The organism is Streptomyces sp. NPDC048419 (assembly GCF_043200415.1).
Lineage (GTDB): Bacteria > Actinomycetota > Actinomycetes > Streptomycetales > Streptomycetaceae > Streptomyces.
The window spans coordinates 42,781-58,535 of sequence record NZ_JBICXT010000028.1; the positions used below are offsets into that span (position 1 = coordinate 42,781).

Consider the following 15,755-nt stretch of genomic DNA (forward strand, 5'->3'; position numbering starts at 1 on the left):
GCGGGCGGCCGGTCCGGGCGGGCGACGGCTGGGCACGACGATGGGCAGGCCGCCGTGATCGCCGCCCCAGTGATCCATGAGCTCGGCGGTCCGCCGGCCGGCGAGAGGCCTCAATCCAGGCGGGTCCAGGCACCCTCGTCCCCTCTACCCCCGGCCCCTCCAACTGAACTGTCACCCGTTCGCGCCTCCCATGCGCTCGAGTACTGGAAAAACCGCCGCAGCGCTGGCGAAAGGGAAACGCGTCGGGCAGTTGGGCCGTAGGTTTGGCCTTGCGCGGGCGTCCCGCGGACGAGGGAGTTCGACAGCCCGCGTCTGAGCCTCAATTCGTCTGGTAGCGGCGACCGCAGGCCGGTCAGAACGCTGACCCCGATGCGCCACTGCGCGCTCGTCCCCGGCCGATCAGGCCCACTGGCCCGGCGACGTCGTGACGGCCTCCCGCAGGACCACCACGAACGTGGACAACGCTGCCGAGCATGGCAGGCAGCCTCCGACGACCGCATCATCCTGCGGATCGAGGTGAGGAAGGGCACGCAGGTCATGTTCATCCTCCCGGCGGATCTCCTCCACGGAAGCGGAAGGTCCTAACATTGCCGACCAGGCGAGAGGCGGCGCATATACCCTCAGTCGGGTCCAGCCCTGATCTCCCAACGCGCTCAGGAGAATGCTCAGTGCCAGCAGATGACGCCTACCGGGGACTGGCCGGCGGCGGACTCACGAACAGGGTGGTCTGCAGCATGATCGATCATGCTGGCGAGCTGCCCAACACGGGGCAGGCGCCTTGCTGTCGCTCGGTGAATCCCGCCCTTGCCTCCCGGCACGGCTTCCCATTCCCTTCGAACTGGAGCGAACGGTGATGGATCCTCTGGCCGGCATACGGCAGTGGCGGCGAATTCGGCAGCGCGACAAGGAGATGCAGGAACTCGCGGAAACCCTGATCGGCCCCATCCGGGAGGGGCTCGACGCCGACGAGAGGCAGGCAGGCACACCGCAGTCCCTGCCCGACCCTGAGGATCTGTTCCAGGCGCTGGTCGAGTCCGCCAGGCGGTGGCGCGGCGAGCGGAGGCTCGAGGTTCACCGAGTCCGCATCCCCCGCAAGTTCGGCGCCACCGGGATGTGGGTGGAGCGAACACACCAGGACGACGTCATCGTTGAGGCGGATGCCGAGATCTGGCACCAAGCGCAGATCCTGGGTCACGAGCTGTGGCACATGCGGCAGAAGGATGGCCTCACCCCGGAGCAGTCGGCGGCCGAGGCGTGCTCCCCTCTGGGACCGGGCCCTTCGCACGGTGCCCAACCGGCCGCCGCACGCTCGAGTTTCGATGAGGATCCCGAGAAGGAAGCCGAGCTCTTCGGCATTCTCGTCGGCCAGCAGATGCGAGCGCTGATGGAGCGGGATGTGATCGCCGGCGATACGGCCCGTCGCATCGCCGACTCGCTCGGCTACCAGAGGAGCCGGAGATGAACGGGGCGATCAACTACGTCAGTTGCGGGCTGCTCTGGACAGCGCTGCTGTTCAGGCTGCCCGACTTGGCCCGCCGCCGATTGGACCCGTCGCTGCGTGCCATCGTCGGGGTCCTGGGATTCGCCTCGCTGTGCTTCCTCTTCGGAGCGCCGCCCACGGTCGCACTGATCAACCGCGTCACCCGTGTACCCAACCTGGCCGCACCGCTGACCTATACGGCGATCACCGCATACAGTGCGGCCCTGCTGATCCTTATCGCCTGTTGGCGCGGTGGTCCCTCCATGCGCCGCACGACACGGAACTGGATCTACAGCTACGCGGCGGTGCTTGTCGGCATTGCCGTTCTCTTCGCCCTCGGGAACGCCGCCGAGGAGCGACGCACCGACTTCGACACTTACTATGCGATGACACCGTGGGTCGCCGAGATGGTCGTGCTCTACCTCCTCGCCCACCTGACGGCCACGACGGTCAGTGCCCTGTGGGCTCTGCGCTGGGCTCGCGAGCCGGACGTGCGGCAGCGACCCTGGCTGCGGGCCAGCCTGCTGACGATTGGTACAGGCACGGTGCTCAGTGCCGGCTACAGCAGCTCCAAGCTCATCGCCGTTGCAGCACAGTGGTCCGGCCGGGACTGGCCGGTATTCGGAACGTCCATCCCACCCATGTGCGCCGGTCTCGGTGCACTGCTCACGGTGGCGGGGGTCCTGCTGCCGGTGGCCGGTCACCGCCTGTCCACCTGGGGCGACTTCGTGCGCCTGGCGCCCCTGGATGCCGTACTCGATCCTCTTCTGCGGGAGCGTGCGCTGCGTGTCGAACGACCACGTTCGCCGCTTCTGTGGGCCACCTGGCGCCGCAGCAGCATTCTCAACGGCCTGCGCGAGATTGAAACGGTTCTCGATCAGCAGCTCTACGACGACTTCTACGAAGCGGAGTTGAACAGGCTGCGGGCGCCGGGGCAGCGGCGCGAACACGGGCCTGCCGTACAAGATCTCGCCGCTGCCGCCGCGTGGGCCGCCACGATCGCCGCGGCCGCGCAGAGAAGCACACAGCCCGCACGTGATTCCGTCGGCGAGTCGACTCCCCTGCCGCTTCCGCGCGACCCGAAGGCGCTGGTCCTCATCGCTGACGCCGTCAAGAGGTCCGCGCGGGAGGCACGCTCGCCGGCGCCTGGCCCTGCCAGAGCTGGATCGGCGTGATGCGCGGATCCAGGGCCGCCTCCCCCCACAGCCTGCAGAACGGAAGTCCTCGATTATGAGTCTTGTCGTGTATACGGCGGCTTTTCTGCTGGTTGTGGCCGCCATGCTGCTTCGCCGGTCACGCAGGACTCCCCGCACCCCGCTGACTGTTCCCACGCGCGCGACCGCGCTCCTCGGCGCCGTGTGCTTCACCTGCGCCGCTCCGGCGACATTGGCCGCGGTCAACCGCGCCACCGGCATTCCCAACGTGGGTGCGCCGATCACATACAGCTCGATCAGCGCCTTCAGCTGCTCCTTGATCATCTTGCTGATCCACTGGAGGGGCGGCCCGCAGGACCGGATACGGCGCATGGTCCAGTGGAGCATCGCGGTGTACGGGGCGCTGATCATCGCCATCTGCGTACTGTTCGCTCTCGCCGACGCCCGCGCCGAGCGGCTCACCGACCTCGACACGTACTACGCCAACACCCCTTACATGCGCGAGATGATCGTTCTCTATCTGGTGGGGCACCTGGCCAGCACCATCGTCCTCAGCGTCGTCTGCCTGAGGTGGGCACGGGACGAGGTCACGGGCCTGCTGCGCATCGGTCTGCGGTTGATCCTTGCCGGGCTGCTGCTGGACGTCGTCGGTTTCGAACTCGCCAAGAGCACTGCAGTCGTGGCCCGTTGGTGCGGATACGACCTGGACGTCCTGTCGACCACCGTGGCGCCGCCCGCCGCCTCCCTCGGCGCACTGATCTACTCCGCCGGCTTCGTCCTTCCACGTCTCGCCTCCGCCGCGGCGGAGAGGCAGAACCTGATCAACTATCGCGCGCTCAGGCCCCTGTGGTCGGCCTTGCGGGACCTGACCACCACTCCGAAGGCGGAACCACAGTGGTGGCAGCTGTGGTGGCAGCTGCCCAGCAGCCGTCTCTACCTGCTCGAGGCCAACATCCACGACGCCTTGCTTCAGCTGAGCGCGCAGTTCGACCAGCACGTCGGCCGCACCGCGTACGCGGCCGCGGTCAGGCGCGGCGCCACAGAGGAGGTGGCGCGCATAAATTCGGAGAAGGCGATGATCATAGATGGCATTCTCCGGGCGTCGGGGCAGACGGACGGCTTGCCTGATCCGCCTGACAACTTCCGCATCACCCTTGATCTGGTCGACCTGGCGAACGCTGTGAACCGAGTTCGGGCATCGCCGCCAGACCGGGTACAGGCTTGATACGTGTCCCACGACCCCACCGAGGAGCATCAGTTGCCGCAGAGAGCTGTCGTGATCGGAGCAGGAATAGCCGGGCTGCTCGCCGCAGCGGCGATCGCCCGGGCGGCTCGCGACGCAGAGGTTCTCCTGCTCGAAAGGGATGTGCTTCCCGACGGACCCGAGAACCGGCGAGGCGTGCCCCAGGGGCAGCATGCCCACCTGCTCATGGCCGGTGGTCTGTCCGCCATGGAGATCCTCTTCACAGACAGCCTGCGTGAGCGCCTCATCGAGGCGGGCGCACACCGGATCTCGATGGGCAACGGCATGCTGACCCTCGCGCCCGACGTCGGCTGGTTGCGCCGGTACCGGCGCAACGGCCCCAGCATGTTCACGTGTACGCGCGCCCTGCTGGACTGGGTCGTCCGTGAAGTCTTGCTGGAGGCGCCCAATGTGTCGATCCATCAGGCCACCGTGGAGGGGCTGCTGGGAGACGCGCTGCGGGTACGTGGTGTCCGCATCAGCGGGGCCGACACCACCCTCACAAGCGAGTTGGAAGCAGACCTCGTGGTCGACACGACCGGACGAGGATCCCGCAACGTCCAATGGCTGAAGGACATCGGCATCAGCGAGGTCAAGGAGAGGAAGGTCGACTCCGGCCTCACCAACGCCACCCGGATATACCGCACTCCGGCAGGTGCCGAGACGTTTCCGCTGACCCTGGTCCAGGCGAACCCCTACAGCGGCCGGCCCGGCCGGAGCGCCATGGTGCTGCCGATCGAAGGCAATCGCTGGATGGTCAGTGCGGGCGGCACCAGAGGCGGCGAGCCCCCCAGCGATGAGCAGGGCTTCCTCGAATACTGTCTCAGCCTGCCGCACCCGATCGTCGGCCAACTCATCTCCAGCGCCGAACCTCTCACCGACGTCGTGGTCAGCCGCAGCACCAGTAACGTGCGCCGCTATTTCGAGAAGTCTCCACTGTGGCCCGAGCAGTTCCTCGTACTCGGCGACGCCCTGGCCACCTTCAACCCGGCCTACGGTCAAGGCATCTCCGTGGCCGCTCTCGGCGCTCGTGACCTCTACCGGGCATTGCAGCAGGGCGGCATCTGCAGCCCCGGCCTCACCGAGCGTGTTCTTCACAGCGTGTCCCGGCACGTCAACACCGCGTGGTCCACCGCGGTCGCCATGGACGTCCTCTACCCAGAGGTACGCGGCGGCAGGCCGACGATCGCCGACCGCGCGGCGGCTGCGTACGTACGCCGGTTGACCCGTGCGGCCACGAGCTCCTGGAATGCGGCAGCAGCCCTGTGGGACATCACCAGCCTCCAGGCACCCCCCTCACGCGCCGTGCGCCCAGCGGCCCTGTTGGCCACGTTGACGAAGCCCCTCCTACGCCAGATCAGTGAGCCTCCCCTGCAGCCCTCCGAGCGGCAGACCCTTGAGTGCCTCAAGAAGGCGGCCACGGACGCCCACGGAGCTCCATGAGCGCGTTGCCCGCCGTCACCGGCCCTGAGGGCCGGTGAGTTGCGCCGCGAGCAGGTGGGAGTCGAGCAGGGACGGGTCCGCGGTGCGGTCGGCGCGTGCGTAGCCGGCCAGCATGCGCTTGGTCAGGACGAGCGCTTCCGGCTGGCGCCGGACGAGTGGCTTCACCCAGGCGTCGACGACGCGGTCCAGCCGGTCAGCGGGTGCGATCTTGTGCAGGAGGTTGAGTCGCTGGGCGGTGTACGCGTCGAAGGGCTCGCAGGTGAGCATCAGTTCGCGGATCCGTGCGGCGCCGGCCTCGGCGATGAGGCGGCCCATGGCTCCTCCCCAGGCAGGCGGAAGGCCCAGTCCTACTTCGGGCATGCGGAAGCGGCTGGTGTCCACGGCGGCGCGCAGGTCGCAGTAGGAGGCGAGCGCGAGGCCGGCGCCGATGACTTCGCCATGCAGCCGGGCGATCGTTATCGCGTGGCTGGTCTCCAGGGCCTGGCACAGCCGGTGGGCCTTGTCCGCGATGCGGCGCAGCGCGGCGCCGGTCGGGTCCGCGGAGAGTGCTGCCTGGTATTCGCTGCGGTCTGCGCCCCGGCAGAAGTTCTCGCCGTGGGACGACAGGATCAGGACGCGGATGTCGGGCCGCTGGTGGAGGTCGTCGAGGACGGCGAGCAGGTCGTCGAGGACGGCGACGCTGAGCGAGTCGCCGTCGTGCCGGCCCGGGTTGAGGAAGACGCGGAGCACCGGGCCGTCGGGTTCGACGGCCACGGCTTTGTGCTCGCGGGCGGTGAAGGGTTCGGTGGTGTGCGTCATGCGTGGGCGACGTCCAGGTTCATAAGGCGTCTGAACGCCACCCGGGGTGCCCAGGACGGGCGTCGCGCGAGGGTGAGGCGGGGCAGGCGTCTGACGAGGTGGTGGAGGAGGGTCTGGGCTTCCAGCCGGGCGAGCGGTGCGCCGAGGCAGTAGTGGATGCCGTTGCTGAAGGCGAGATGGTCGGACTTGGCACGCTGGGGGTCGAAGCGGTCGGGGTTCGTGTGCCGGGCGGGATCGCGGTGCGCCGCACCCACCATGAGGTGGACCATGGCGTCCTGGGGAATCTCGATCCCGCCCACGGTGCGGTCGCCGGCGGCGACGCGGCTGATCACGTGTGTCGGCGGGTCAAAACGAAGCGTTTCTTCCACGAACGCCGGCACGAAGGTGGGGTTGGCGGCGAGCAGGTCCCACATCAGGGGCTGTTCGAGGAGCCGCAGCACCATGGTCGACAGCAGGGTCGAGGTGGTCTCCAGGGCTGCCAGGAGGACGAACAACGCCAGGTAGTACACGGCCTGGTCGGCCTTGTCCCGGTCGGGTTCGATGGTGTCCCAGGCCCGTATCCACAGCGATACGACATCCTCGGCGGGCCGGCGGCGACGTTCGCGGACCAGGTCCATGAAATAGGTGCGCAGTTCCGCGGTGGCGGCGTCGGAGAGGGCCAGTTGGCTGGCGGTGGGCAGCAGCTCCTGCGTGAAGACCTGGTCGTGGGTCAACTTCACGAGGCGGGACCGGTCGGCGGTCGGCAGGGCGAGCCAGTCGCCGATCGCGGCGACGGGGAGCTCGTCGCTCACCGCGGCGACGAAGTCGGCCTCGCCGTGGTGAAGTTGGTCGGCCAGGGAGGTCAGGAGCTGATCGGTGGCCCGGATGATCGTCCGGCGGACCCGTTTGAGGGCAGCGCCGCCGAAGGTGCCGGCCATCCGGCGGACGAGGGTGTGGTCCGGGGGGTTGAGGGCGGGCAGGGTGTTGCTCATCTCCTGCGAGGACGGGGCGTTCCAGCGCGTGCGGGGGCCTTGCTTGTCCCGCCAGTGTTTGTCCGGTTCCAGCCAGGTGCGGTCGCGCAGCACCTGGTCGCAGATGTCGAAGCTGCTCACGAGCAGGCCGCCCCAGGGCGCGGGGACGACGGGGCCCATCGACCGGAGTTCGGTGTAGAGGGGAAAGGGGTCGGTCTGCCCCTCCGCCGTCCGTAGACGGGCGAAGAGGCTGACGGCTGAACGGCGGTCGTGCGACGGTCGTGCGTCCACCACCACGATGGCGGCTCCTTCCGGGGAAACCAGCCGCCATACGTACCCCATGGGGTGATTGACAATTCCACTTGTGGCGGTGCTGTGAGGGTTACCTTCGTCACTCGCCGTTCAGCCAGGCCCGGAACCGGCTGTACAGGCCGCGCTGCTGGGGCGTCGCCCTGGCCGCTGCCTGTGGTGCCGCGGCCGCCGCGTGGTGCGGGGCCGGGGCTGATTGCTGCGGGCCGGCAGTGGGCGCCGGGCTGGTGGCGGCGAGGGCACGGGGGGTGAACTGGACGGGCAGGCCGACCAGGGTGCGACTCCACGGCCCCTCGGCCCACTGGAGGTCCTTGAAGGGGACGCGCATCGCGAGGTCGGGCAGCTCGGTGAGGAGGGCCTCGACGGCGGTCACCGTGATCATGAAGGCGGGGTCCTTGGCCGGGCAGGCGTGGGGTCCTGCGCCGAACGACAAGTGGGCCTTGGGGCTGCGCTGTTCACGGTGCTGGGTGAGCTTGGGGTCGGTGTTGGCTGCCGCGAAGGAGATCAGTACGGGGTCGCCTGCCCTGAGGATCCGGTCGCCCAGTTCGATGTCGTGGATCGGGTAGTGGCCCGCGTAGTTGGCGATCGGCGCGTAGTTCCACAGCGTCTGGTAGACGGCGTCTTCGACGGGGAGGGCGGCCTGGCCCTCGTCGCCGAGGTACAGGGCGGTACTGGTGCCGATGGCTGCGGCTGTGGGGGCCGTGCCGCCGGAGAGCAGGGTGACGAGCTGGTGCAGGACTTCTTCGTCGGTCAGCTGGGCCTTGTGCTGCATGAGCTTCGTCGTCAGGTCGGTGCCGGGCTGCCGGTGCTTGAGCGCGATCAACTCGGCGAGCGCGGCGCCGAGGATCTCGTTCGCGCCGGGGGTGCCCTGGAAAATGCCGCTGATCCCGGCGATCACACGGTCGCCGAGCTCAGGCGGGCAGCCGAACAGGTCGCTGAAGACCAGCAGCGGCAACTGCATGGCGTAGGAGACCATGACGTCGGCATTACCACGCGTTTCCGTACCGAACTGGCTGATCAGGTACTGGGCGGACTGCTGGACCTTGCGCCGCAGCTGGAGTTCGTTGACGGTGGCGAGGCTGTCGACGACGGCCTGGCGCAGGCGGGCGTGCGCCGCCCCGTCACTGAACAGGGCGTTGGGCCGGTAGCCCATCATGGGGATGGCCGGGCTGTCCGCAGGAACGAGTCCCTGGTTCATTGCGTTCCAGCGGCGCGAGTCGCGCCTGAAGATCTCGGTGTTCTGCAAGATGTACAGGGCTGCGTCGTAGCTGGTGACCAGCTCGACCGGGACACCGGGAGCAATGTCGACGGCAGCACTGAGGCCGAGGTAGCGCAGGTAGCCGTAGGTGGCCTCGGGGTCGGCGCCGAACTGGGCTCCGTACAGCGGGATGTTGCCGTGTGCGGGGCAACCGGCTGGTATCCCCTGGCTGCTGTCGTGGTGCTGGTCCATGGGCGGGCTCCTAGTCGAGTAGGGACTTCAGGTGCTGCACGAGGGTGATCAGTGCATGGGCCGCCGACTGCTGGTCGCGTACGTCGCAGGCCACGACGGGGGTGTCCGCGGGCAGGTTCAGCGCCTCGCGGACTTCGTCGAGCGGGTAGGTGGTGGCGCCCTCGAAGTGGTTGACGCCGATGGCGTAGGTCAGACCGAAGCGTTCGACGAGGTCCAGGACGGGGAACGACTCGTCGAGCCGCTGGGGGTCGACGATGACCAGAGCGCCCAAGGCTCCCCTGCTGAGTTCCTCCCACATCTCCTTGAAGCGCTCTTGCCCTGGCGTTCCGAAGATGTAGAGGACGAGTTCGTCGCTGAGGGTGAGCCGCCCGAAGTCCATGGCGACGGTGGTGGTCGTCTTCTCGGGTGTGCGGGAGAGGTCGTCGACACCGACGCTGGCTTCGGTGATCTCTTCCTCGGTCTGCAGGGGCTTGATCTCGCTGATGTTGCCGATGTAGGTGGTCTTGCCTACGCCGAAGGCCCCGACGACGAGGATCTTCACCATGCGAGTGACGTCTGGATCCAGGTACACGGGTTACGCTCCGAATTTGGATTTCAGGCCGGCGAGGACGTCGCCGAGCAGCTCTCGGTCGGTGGGCTCGGCGCGCGGTACGGGCTTTCTGACGAGGACGAGACCGCTCTCTTCCAGCTGGGCCAGCAGGATGCGCACGATGCCCAGCGGCAGGTGGGTGTGGCCTGCCACTTCGGCCACGGACAGGAAGCCGTGGGCGACCAGGTCCACGATGGCCTGGGCTTCCGGGGAGAGCGTGCGCACTGCGGCCGAGGCGTCCCTGAGCGCGGTCACCAGAGCGGTGCGCTCGTACTGCTGGTCCGTAGGCAGAGCGCGCCCGTTCGTGATCACGAAGAAGGGCACTAACGCTGACGTCAGTTCCACCTCGAGTTCGTGGTCCTGGCCGTGCTCGTCAGGCATCGCCAGGCGCCCCTTCCCGCGTTGTCGATCCCCCGTGCAGCTTGGGCACGACCTCGTGCAGGCGGGTGGTGAACTCCTCGATGTCGGTGTCGGGTTCGGCGGCCGCGGCCAGCAGGGTGCCCCGCACCCCCGCGACGAGGAAGATCCAGCCAGTCCCGAACTCGATGACCGTCTGGCGCCAGCCGGCCTGCTTGACGCCGGTGAACTGGGAGGTGACCCGGCTGTAGGCGTGAATGCCCATCATCGCGGCGGAGACCGTGTCGACCAGGTTCCGGCTGATGCCTGAACTCGTGCCGTGGGGCAGGCCGTCGACGCCGAGCAGCACGACGTGCCGGGCGCCGTGCACGCTGTCGACGACGTTGTCGAGTTCGGCGAGCACCGGAGAGGAGCGGTCCGGCTCCTCGTTCCGGGCGGAGGCATTCGCCCCCGCCGGCGGCTCCTCGGCATCCACCCGCGGCGGCGAGGTCAGGTTGTTCCGGAGCCGGGCGACGAGCCGGTGCATCCGGAAGGAAATCTGCTGGATGTCGACGTCCGGTTCGGCGGCTGCGGCGAGGTAGGCCCCCGCCCCAGCCCCGATGAGGAAGATCCACCCCTCGGAGAACTCGATGATCGTCTGGTGCCACCGCGGGTCTGTGACCGGTTCGATGAAGTGAGACGTGGCCTGGCTGAGTGATTGCATCCCCGCCATGGCGGCCGAGATGGTCTGTACATCGTTGTCGACCAGGCCTTCGGACGCTCCCAGCGGCACTCCGTCCGCGGAGAGGAGGACCGCGTGCAGTGCCTTGGGCACGTTCGTCACGATGTCCTCGAGCATCCACGAGAGATCGGTGGTCATGCGTCGGGCCCTTCGGTATCGAGGTTGCGGCCCGAGAGCGTGCCTCGTTGCAAGGCCCCCAGGGCGCCCGCCCTGCGGCCGGAAGTGGTGCCGGTATCCTCGGCTGTTCGCGGCTGCTGGTCTTCCGGAGTGCCGGTCGTGGTGCGAGCGGTCTGCCGGGCCCCGCGCTTGGGCAGTCCGTTGACGGTGCGGAGCGGCTGTGTCGTCCCGCCTTCGGCGACATGCGCGACGCTCGCCGGGGCCTGGGCCACCGGGGAGGGCTGCTCCTGCGTCCACAGGCCCTCGGGCAGCAGGACGACGGCGCGGACACCGCCGTAGCGGGAGTCTCCGGTGACGTCGACCCGGAACCCGTACTGGCGGGCGAGGAGACCGATCAGCGGGAACCCGAACTTGGGCTGGTTCCCGAGCTGGGACAGGCGTGGAACGAAGGCGCCGGACAGCAGCTCGGTGGCCCGCTGCTTCTCCTCGTCGATCATGCCGACGCCGCCGTCGTCGATCACGATGCCCAGGTTGTTCCCGAAACGCTGGAAGGTCACGTCGATCGGAGCGTCCTGCTGGGAGAAGCTGGCCGCGTTGTCCAGCAGCTCGGCAACGGCGAGCGCGACCGGCGTGACGGCGGAGGACTTGATGGCGAACCCGGTCTTCTGCCTGACTTCGACACGGCGGAAGTTGCGGATCTGTCCTGTCGCACTGCGCACCACGTCGTAGACGCTCGCGGGGTGGCTACGGCGCCCTACCGGCGCCCCACAGAGCACGGCGATGCCCTGCGCCTTCCGCTGAATCTGGGCGTTGGCGTGGCTCACGTTGAGGAGGTCGGCGAGGACCGCGTCGCCGCCGTACTTGGCCTGGATGTGTTCCAGGACGGTCATCTGCTCGGCCGCAAGGCTCTGCAGGAAGCTGGCGGAGCCCTTCAGGACCGCCTTCGTGCTTTCCTCGGCGGCCTCCTCGGCCTCACGGATCGTCACGTCGAAGTGCTGCCGGTACCTCGTCAGCTCGGCATTGGCGGCGGCCAGCCTGCCGCGCTCTGCGTCGAGCTGACTGTTCAGAGATTCCTCGGCCTGCTGCCTTCTTCGTCCCAGGGCCCTGTTACGGACAACGAGCACCCAGATCGCCGCGGCGGCTATCGCCGTCACCGCAACCAGGCACCAGGCGAGCGCCTCTCGAGTCATGCGGAAACCTTTCCCGGCGCATGAAATGCGGACGTAGACGGATACATTCCCCCGTGAGTACGCATCCGCGACACAACATGCCGCATGCTCAAGCGCGGTGGCGTTCGGAGCAGTTGGCCCTCAAGTCAGCGCCTGAAGTGAGTGGATCAAGGTCGCAGATGCGGGGATGCTATCACCGGGAAGCGAGCTTCTGAGAGCCCCACCCGGGTTCCTACGCAAGCTCAACACGCCGTTAATTACCGGTTGTTGACTACCGTTCAGAATGCCGGGTCAAGCGCCGGCCGGACTTGGCGCGACGGCGCCGGATGGCTGGCTTGGACCCTCATCACAGCGAATACAGGACGGCGCGATTCGCGGGAGGGCCGGGCGCATCGCACGCCCATCGGGCCGTGCATCCGGATTCACGGGAACTCCTTGGCGATGGGGTCGTAGAGGCGACCGTCCCCCGCGTGCAACGTGACGCGCCGTCAGCCTGCCGAAAGTGGGATGATCTTATCAGGTCTCACGCTGTGTATGCGCCTGCACACACTGCCACCCAACGGGCACACCAGGGCAACCGGCACACCCCGGACACCGCACCGGGCACGCCAACTCACCCTGCAAATGAGTCTGTTGGGCGGACACCCGATGTCTGCCCCAGCTGAGTCCTGACGATGACTGACCACGTCAGGCATCGTCAGGACGCGAGTGCCCTCAGCAGGCTGCGCCCGCAGCACCCCCGGCCAGCAGGTGCAGGTGTCCGGCGTTCAGCTCCTCGTGTGCCACGGTCCTGAAATAGCCCTTGTGCCAGACCCAGTTCATGGTGAAGAACGGCGGCATCAACGAACGGTCCGATGTCAGCGCTGCGAATTCCGGGACGGGCCGCTGCGACGCGGCCCGATGGTCGTAGGCGAGCACTCCGCTCGGAAACCGGTCCTGTGGTCCTCCCTCCCCCAGCTTCACGATGCGGCCGAAGCGGTAGCTGTCGTCGCCCAGTTGCGCCTCGGTCGCAACCGGCCGAACGACCGCACGGGTGTTCATCGCCCGCCACTCCTCGGGCGCCGTCGACGATGCGCCCCCGTCAGCCATTCGGCCGATCCATGCGGTGGCCGCCGCCCCCTAGGCTGCGACGGGTGACGTCGATGACGTCCGGGGCCGACAGCCTTACGGGGCGGGCCAGTTCACCCGAGCGAATCCGAGCGAACCCGAAGGATCAGCGAACGTGCCGTCCAAGAACAGTCGTCTCATGCTTGCTTCCGTGGCTCTTGTCGTGGCGGTCTCCGGCACGGCGGGACCCGCCATGGCGGCCGCGCGGCAGGCGGCGCCGGGAGCCGCCGCCTCGCCGCAGGTGCGGACGCCCGCCGCGCCCGGCCACTACCTGGACGAGCCGGCCGGCTCCCTCCAGGCCGACGGCGAGCAGCACGAGTTCACGGTCACGTACCGCAACGACACGGCGCAGGATCGCACGGTCGCACCGCAGCTTCTGGTGGTGTCGCCGGACGGGGGCCCGTACCTGGCGCCGTCGGACGTCCTGCTGGAGCGCCTCACGGCGGACGGCTCCTGGGAGCCGGTCCGGGTCGGGTCCCGCACCGGCACCCTCTTCACCGACCTCCCCGGCGCCCGGCGCACCCTGCACCCGGGCGAGCGGCTCACCGAGATCTACGGCCTCACCGTCGTCGAGCCGTCGGCCGAGGGCACGGTGCAGCCGAGGGTGGCTCTCTACGACTGAGTCCGGCCGCGGCCGCTAACTCCGCAGGTGGCGGCTGAGATCGCCCGCCAGGTGGATACGGACCCGGCGTTCCGCGAACCGCCACTGCCCGTCGCGGCGCACGAATCGGTCGTTGTAGCGTCCCGCGGCGATGGACTGCAGCGGCAGATCGGGCAGGGCCTGGAAGATGGTGACGTAGGAACGCGCGGCGGCCGTGCCCGTGGCCTCGTCGACCTCGACGGCGATGTTCGTCGTGACGTGGTGGGTGCGCGGTGTGCCGTCCTCGTAGAGGATCACTGTGTCCCGGAGCATCCGCTCGACGGCCTCGCCTCCTTCGAGTGGTGCCCCGCTGCCGAGGAACACGGCGTCGGCGAACAACGCGCCGACACCGGCGAAGTCACCGGTGTCGACCAGTTCCGCGTACGTGGCGATCAGGTTCGTGACGGCGGACGTGTCCGCGGCTGCGCTCATGATCTGTGAGGATATGCGCCCGCGTTCACTGGGACCGTCCGCCGAACTGCCAGTCGTGGACCTCGATGTCGGCATACCGGTCCGCCGTCAGAACGGCTCGCGCCGCCTTCGCGTCCGGGGCCCGCAGCAGCACGCCCGTGCCGAGCCAGGTGGCTCCGTCGTCAGACAACAGGGGCCCGTACGCGATGAGTTCGTCCGTGTCGTGCGGTACGGCGAGGTCGGCGCCCTCTCCCGAGCCGAGCCCGAGCACGAGGTAGCGGTTGCCGCCCTCCCGGCCGCCGGGGAAGTCCCACATGGTGCGCCCCAGCAGGTTGCGCCACCGGCGCAGCAGCACGTCACGGTAGACGCCGGCCTGGTAGTTGGGCTCGTCGAAGGCGAAGGCGCGGGCGGCGGCGGGACCGGGCAGGTCGAGGATGTGCACGCTGCCGCTGGGGGTGTCACCGTCGTCGGCGAAGGTCGGGCCGCGGGCGATCATCTCGGCCGCGTACCCGTCCATGTAGGACCAGTGCTCCTCCAGCAACTCGTCGCGCAGCGCCAGTGATCCGACCCGGTCCCGGTGGTAGCAGAAGTACTCCATGACCACGCAGCCTTTCCCATCGACGGGTGGCGTCTCAAGCGAGTTGTGTCAGCGGGTGGCCGGAAGGGCGGCCAGCCAGTCGAGGAGGAGGCGGTTGACCTCGTCGGGACGTTCCTGCTGGATCCAGTGGCCGCAGCCCTCCAGGAGGTGGGAGGAGACCAGGCCGGGCAGCGTGACGGGGTACGCCTCGATCGCGTCGGACAGCCAGGTCGTGGAGGCGTCCAGGGTGCCGCCGGCGAACAGCGACGGCTGGGTGACGGGGGCGCCGTCGTAGGCGGCGAGGTCCTCCCAGTCGCGGTCCATGTTCCGGTAGCGGTTGAGGGCACCGGTGAGGCCGGTGCGCTCGAACTCCCCGGCGTAGAGGTCGAGTTCCGCCTCGCCGAGCCATGCGGGCAGCCGGCCGGCGGGGAACCGGTCGCGCAGCGTTCCGGCCTTGGCGACGAAGTGCGGGTCGGGGGCGCCGGGTGCGGGCATGGTGTCGGCGGACAGGGCGGCGTAGAAGCCCGCGAGCCAGCCGCGGACGTCGGGTTCGATCTCGGCCTCGGCGCGACCCGGTTCCTGGAAGTAGGAGACGTAGAACTCCTCGTCCCCGCCCATGCCGGCGAAGATCTCGCTGGGGCGGGGTCCGCCGCGCGGGGTGTAGGGGACGCTCAGCAGTCCCACCGCGCGGAAGATCTCCGGCCTGAGCAGGGCGGAGTTCGCGGCGATGGTCGCGCCCCAGTCGTGGCCGACGATCACCGCCGACTCCTCGCCCAGGGCGTGCACGACCGAGACGTTGTCCTCGATCAGTTCGAGCATGCGGTACGCCATTGCCGCGGCCGGCCGGGAGGAGCGGCCGTAGCCGCGGACGTCGACGGCGACCGCGCGGAATCCCGCCGCGGCGAGGGCGGGCAGCTGGTGGCGCCAGGAGTACCAGGATTCCGGGAAACCGTGGACGAGCAGCACCAGTGGCCCGGCCCCCTGTTCCGCGAGGTGGATGCGGCCTGCCGGTGACGGGATCAATCGGTGTGTGATCTCCGGGACTTGCTGCGTCATGCGGGCTCTCCTCCAGGACCGATCAGGACTGTTTCCGCTGCCGATGTACCTCGATCATGCGGAAGGCCCGGGGCGGAGGAGGAGCACGTTTGCCGATTCGGCAAGTCGCGGGAGCGCGCCCCGGCACAGTCACACCCCCGCACGACACGCGTCCTCACCGACTTGATTCGCTCGAACAAATGCT

17 protein-coding genes are annotated in these 15,755 nt (G+C 68.7%); 5 read left to right on the top strand and 12 right to left on the bottom strand.

The features are described 5' to 3' along the window. Nucleotides 1-399: 399 nt before the first annotated feature. Complete coding sequence (locus ACGFYN_RS38745) at nucleotides 400-567, bottom strand: hypothetical protein (protein WP_393870672.1); 168 nt, start codon at nucleotides 565-567, stop codon at nucleotides 400-402. 286 nt (nucleotides 568-853) lie between these two features. Here ACGFYN_RS38745 and ACGFYN_RS38750 point away from each other — a divergent pair, with 286 nt between their 5' ends. From ACGFYN_RS38750 to ACGFYN_RS38765, 4 genes are read left to right on the top strand one after another with little or no spacing between them, the layout of a single operon-like run. Beyond that, on the top strand, nucleotides 854-1,462 hold the full coding sequence (locus ACGFYN_RS38750) for a toxin (protein WP_393870673.1): 609 nt from the start codon (nucleotides 854-856) through the stop codon (nucleotides 1,460-1,462). Next, nucleotides 1,459-2,655, top strand: coding sequence for a hypothetical protein (locus ACGFYN_RS38755; protein ID WP_393870674.1), 1,197 nt, complete (start codon nucleotides 1,459-1,461; stop codon nucleotides 2,653-2,655). The genes ACGFYN_RS38750 and ACGFYN_RS38755 overlap by 4 nt, the downstream gene beginning before the upstream one ends. 55 nt (nucleotides 2,656-2,710) lie before the next feature. After that, nucleotides 2,711-3,859 carry an MAB_1171c family putative transporter gene (locus ACGFYN_RS38760; RefSeq protein WP_393870675.1) on the top strand — a complete coding sequence of 383 codons (1,149 nt, stop codon included), beginning with the start codon at nucleotides 2,711-2,713 and terminating at the stop codon, nucleotides 3,857-3,859. 33 nt (nucleotides 3,860-3,892) lie between these two features. After that, a complete protein-coding gene (locus ACGFYN_RS38765) occupies nucleotides 3,893-5,320 on the top strand; it encodes an NAD(P)/FAD-dependent oxidoreductase (protein ID WP_393870676.1) in 1,428 nt (475 codons plus the stop codon). 15 nt (nucleotides 5,321-5,335) lie between these two features. On the opposite strand, the gene ACGFYN_RS38770 is transcribed toward ACGFYN_RS38765, so the two are convergent. The 8 genes from ACGFYN_RS38770 to ACGFYN_RS38805 all read right to left on the bottom strand — a co-directional run bounded on the left by ACGFYN_RS38770 (nucleotide 5,336) and on the right by ACGFYN_RS38805 (nucleotide 12,821). Then, entirely contained in the window at nucleotides 5,336-6,118 is a 783-nt protein-coding gene (locus tag ACGFYN_RS38770) for an enoyl-CoA hydratase/isomerase family protein (protein WP_393870677.1), read from the bottom strand. Beyond that, entirely contained in the window at nucleotides 6,115-7,365 is a 1,251-nt protein-coding gene (locus ACGFYN_RS38775) for a cytochrome P450 (protein WP_393870678.1), read from the bottom strand. The genes ACGFYN_RS38770 and ACGFYN_RS38775 overlap by 4 nt, the downstream gene beginning before the upstream one ends. A gap of 94 nt (nucleotides 7,366-7,459) precedes the next feature. Next, on the bottom strand, nucleotides 7,460-8,827 hold the full coding sequence (locus ACGFYN_RS38780) for a cytochrome P450 (protein ID WP_393870679.1): 1,368 nt from the start codon (nucleotides 8,825-8,827) through the stop codon (nucleotides 7,460-7,462). A 10-nt stretch (nucleotides 8,828-8,837) separates the two neighbouring features. Next, nucleotides 8,838-9,398 carry an ATP/GTP-binding protein gene (locus ACGFYN_RS38785; RefSeq protein ID WP_393870680.1) on the bottom strand — a complete coding sequence of 187 codons (561 nt, stop codon included), beginning with the start codon at nucleotides 9,396-9,398 and terminating at the stop codon, nucleotides 8,838-8,840. Between the two features lie 3 nt (nucleotides 9,399-9,401). After that, complete coding sequence (locus ACGFYN_RS38790; protein ID WP_393870681.1) at nucleotides 9,402-9,797, bottom strand: DUF742 domain-containing protein; 396 nt, start codon at nucleotides 9,795-9,797, stop codon at nucleotides 9,402-9,404. Further along, nucleotides 9,790-10,632 carry a roadblock/LC7 domain-containing protein gene (locus ACGFYN_RS38795; protein WP_393870682.1) on the bottom strand — a complete coding sequence of 281 codons (843 nt, stop codon included), beginning with the start codon at nucleotides 10,630-10,632 and terminating at the stop codon, nucleotides 9,790-9,792. Before ACGFYN_RS38795 ends, ACGFYN_RS38790 begins: the two co-directional genes overlap by 8 nt. Continuing rightward, nucleotides 10,629-11,801, bottom strand: coding sequence for an ATP-binding protein (locus ACGFYN_RS38800; protein ID WP_393870683.1), 1,173 nt, complete (start codon nucleotides 11,799-11,801; stop codon nucleotides 10,629-10,631). Before ACGFYN_RS38800 ends, ACGFYN_RS38795 begins: the two co-directional genes overlap by 4 nt. Nucleotides 11,802-12,494: 693 nt before the next feature. Beyond that, nucleotides 12,495-12,821: a hypothetical protein gene (locus ACGFYN_RS38805; RefSeq protein WP_393870684.1), complete on the bottom strand. Its 327-nt coding sequence runs from the start codon at nucleotides 12,819-12,821 to the stop codon at nucleotides 12,495-12,497. A 217-nt stretch (nucleotides 12,822-13,038) separates the two neighbouring features. Here ACGFYN_RS38805 and ACGFYN_RS38810 point away from each other — a divergent pair, with 217 nt between their 5' ends. Beyond that, on the top strand, nucleotides 13,039-13,509 hold the full coding sequence (locus tag ACGFYN_RS38810) for a signal peptide protein (protein WP_393870685.1): 471 nt from the start codon (nucleotides 13,039-13,041) through the stop codon (nucleotides 13,507-13,509). Nucleotides 13,510-13,524: 15 nt separating this feature from the next. On the opposite strand, the gene ACGFYN_RS38815 is transcribed toward ACGFYN_RS38810, so the two are convergent. Genes ACGFYN_RS38815 through ACGFYN_RS38825 form a run of 3 tightly spaced genes read right to left on the bottom strand, consistent with a single transcriptional unit; the run spans nucleotide 13,525 to nucleotide 15,571 of the window. After that, complete coding sequence (locus ACGFYN_RS38815) at nucleotides 13,525-13,959, bottom strand: nuclear transport factor 2 family protein (RefSeq protein ID WP_393870686.1); 435 nt, start codon at nucleotides 13,957-13,959, stop codon at nucleotides 13,525-13,527. Nucleotides 13,960-13,984: 25 nt separating this feature from the next. Next, a complete protein-coding gene (locus ACGFYN_RS38820; RefSeq protein ID WP_393870687.1) occupies nucleotides 13,985-14,536 on the bottom strand; it encodes a YciI family protein in 552 nt (183 codons plus the stop codon). Nucleotides 14,537-14,584: 48 nt separating this feature from the next. After that, nucleotides 14,585-15,571: an alpha/beta fold hydrolase gene (locus ACGFYN_RS38825; protein ID WP_393870688.1), complete on the bottom strand. Its 987-nt coding sequence runs from the start codon at nucleotides 15,569-15,571 to the stop codon at nucleotides 14,585-14,587. Nucleotides 15,572-15,755 lie beyond the last annotated feature (184 nt).

Coding starts and splice junctions, on each gene's coding strand:
- ACGFYN_RS38795 (WP_393870682.1), bottom strand. CDS start 10,632: ATGACCACCGATCTCTCGTGGATGCTCGAGGACATCGTGACGAACGTG.
- ACGFYN_RS38815 (WP_393870686.1), bottom strand. CDS start 13,959: ATGAGCGCAGCCGCGGACACGTCCGCCGTCACGAACCTGATCGCCACG.
- ACGFYN_RS38805 (WP_393870684.1), bottom strand. CDS start 12,821: ATGAACACCCGTGCGGTCGTTCGGCCGGTTGCGACCGAGGCGCAACTG.
- ACGFYN_RS38825 (WP_393870688.1), bottom strand. CDS start 15,571: ATGACGCAGCAAGTCCCGGAGATCACACACCGATTGATCCCGTCACCG.
- ACGFYN_RS38780 (WP_393870679.1), bottom strand. CDS start 8,827: ATGGACCAGCACCACGACAGCAGCCAGGGGATACCAGCCGGTTGCCCC.
- ACGFYN_RS38800 (WP_393870683.1), bottom strand. CDS start 11,801: ATGACTCGAGAGGCGCTCGCCTGGTGCCTGGTTGCGGTGACGGCGATA.
- ACGFYN_RS38750 (WP_393870673.1), top strand. CDS start 854: ATGGATCCTCTGGCCGGCATACGGCAGTGGCGGCGAATTCGGCAGCGC.
- ACGFYN_RS38770 (WP_393870677.1), bottom strand. CDS start 6,118: ATGACGCACACCACCGAACCCTTCACCGCCCGCGAGCACAAAGCCGTG.
- ACGFYN_RS38820 (WP_393870687.1), bottom strand. CDS start 14,536: ATGGAGTACTTCTGCTACCACCGGGACCGGGTCGGATCACTGGCGCTG.
- ACGFYN_RS38760 (WP_393870675.1), top strand. CDS start 2,711: ATGAGTCTTGTCGTGTATACGGCGGCTTTTCTGCTGGTTGTGGCCGCC.
- ACGFYN_RS38755 (WP_393870674.1), top strand. CDS start 1,459: ATGAACGGGGCGATCAACTACGTCAGTTGCGGGCTGCTCTGGACAGCG.
- ACGFYN_RS38790 (WP_393870681.1), bottom strand. CDS start 9,797: ATGCCTGACGAGCACGGCCAGGACCACGAACTCGAGGTGGAACTGACG.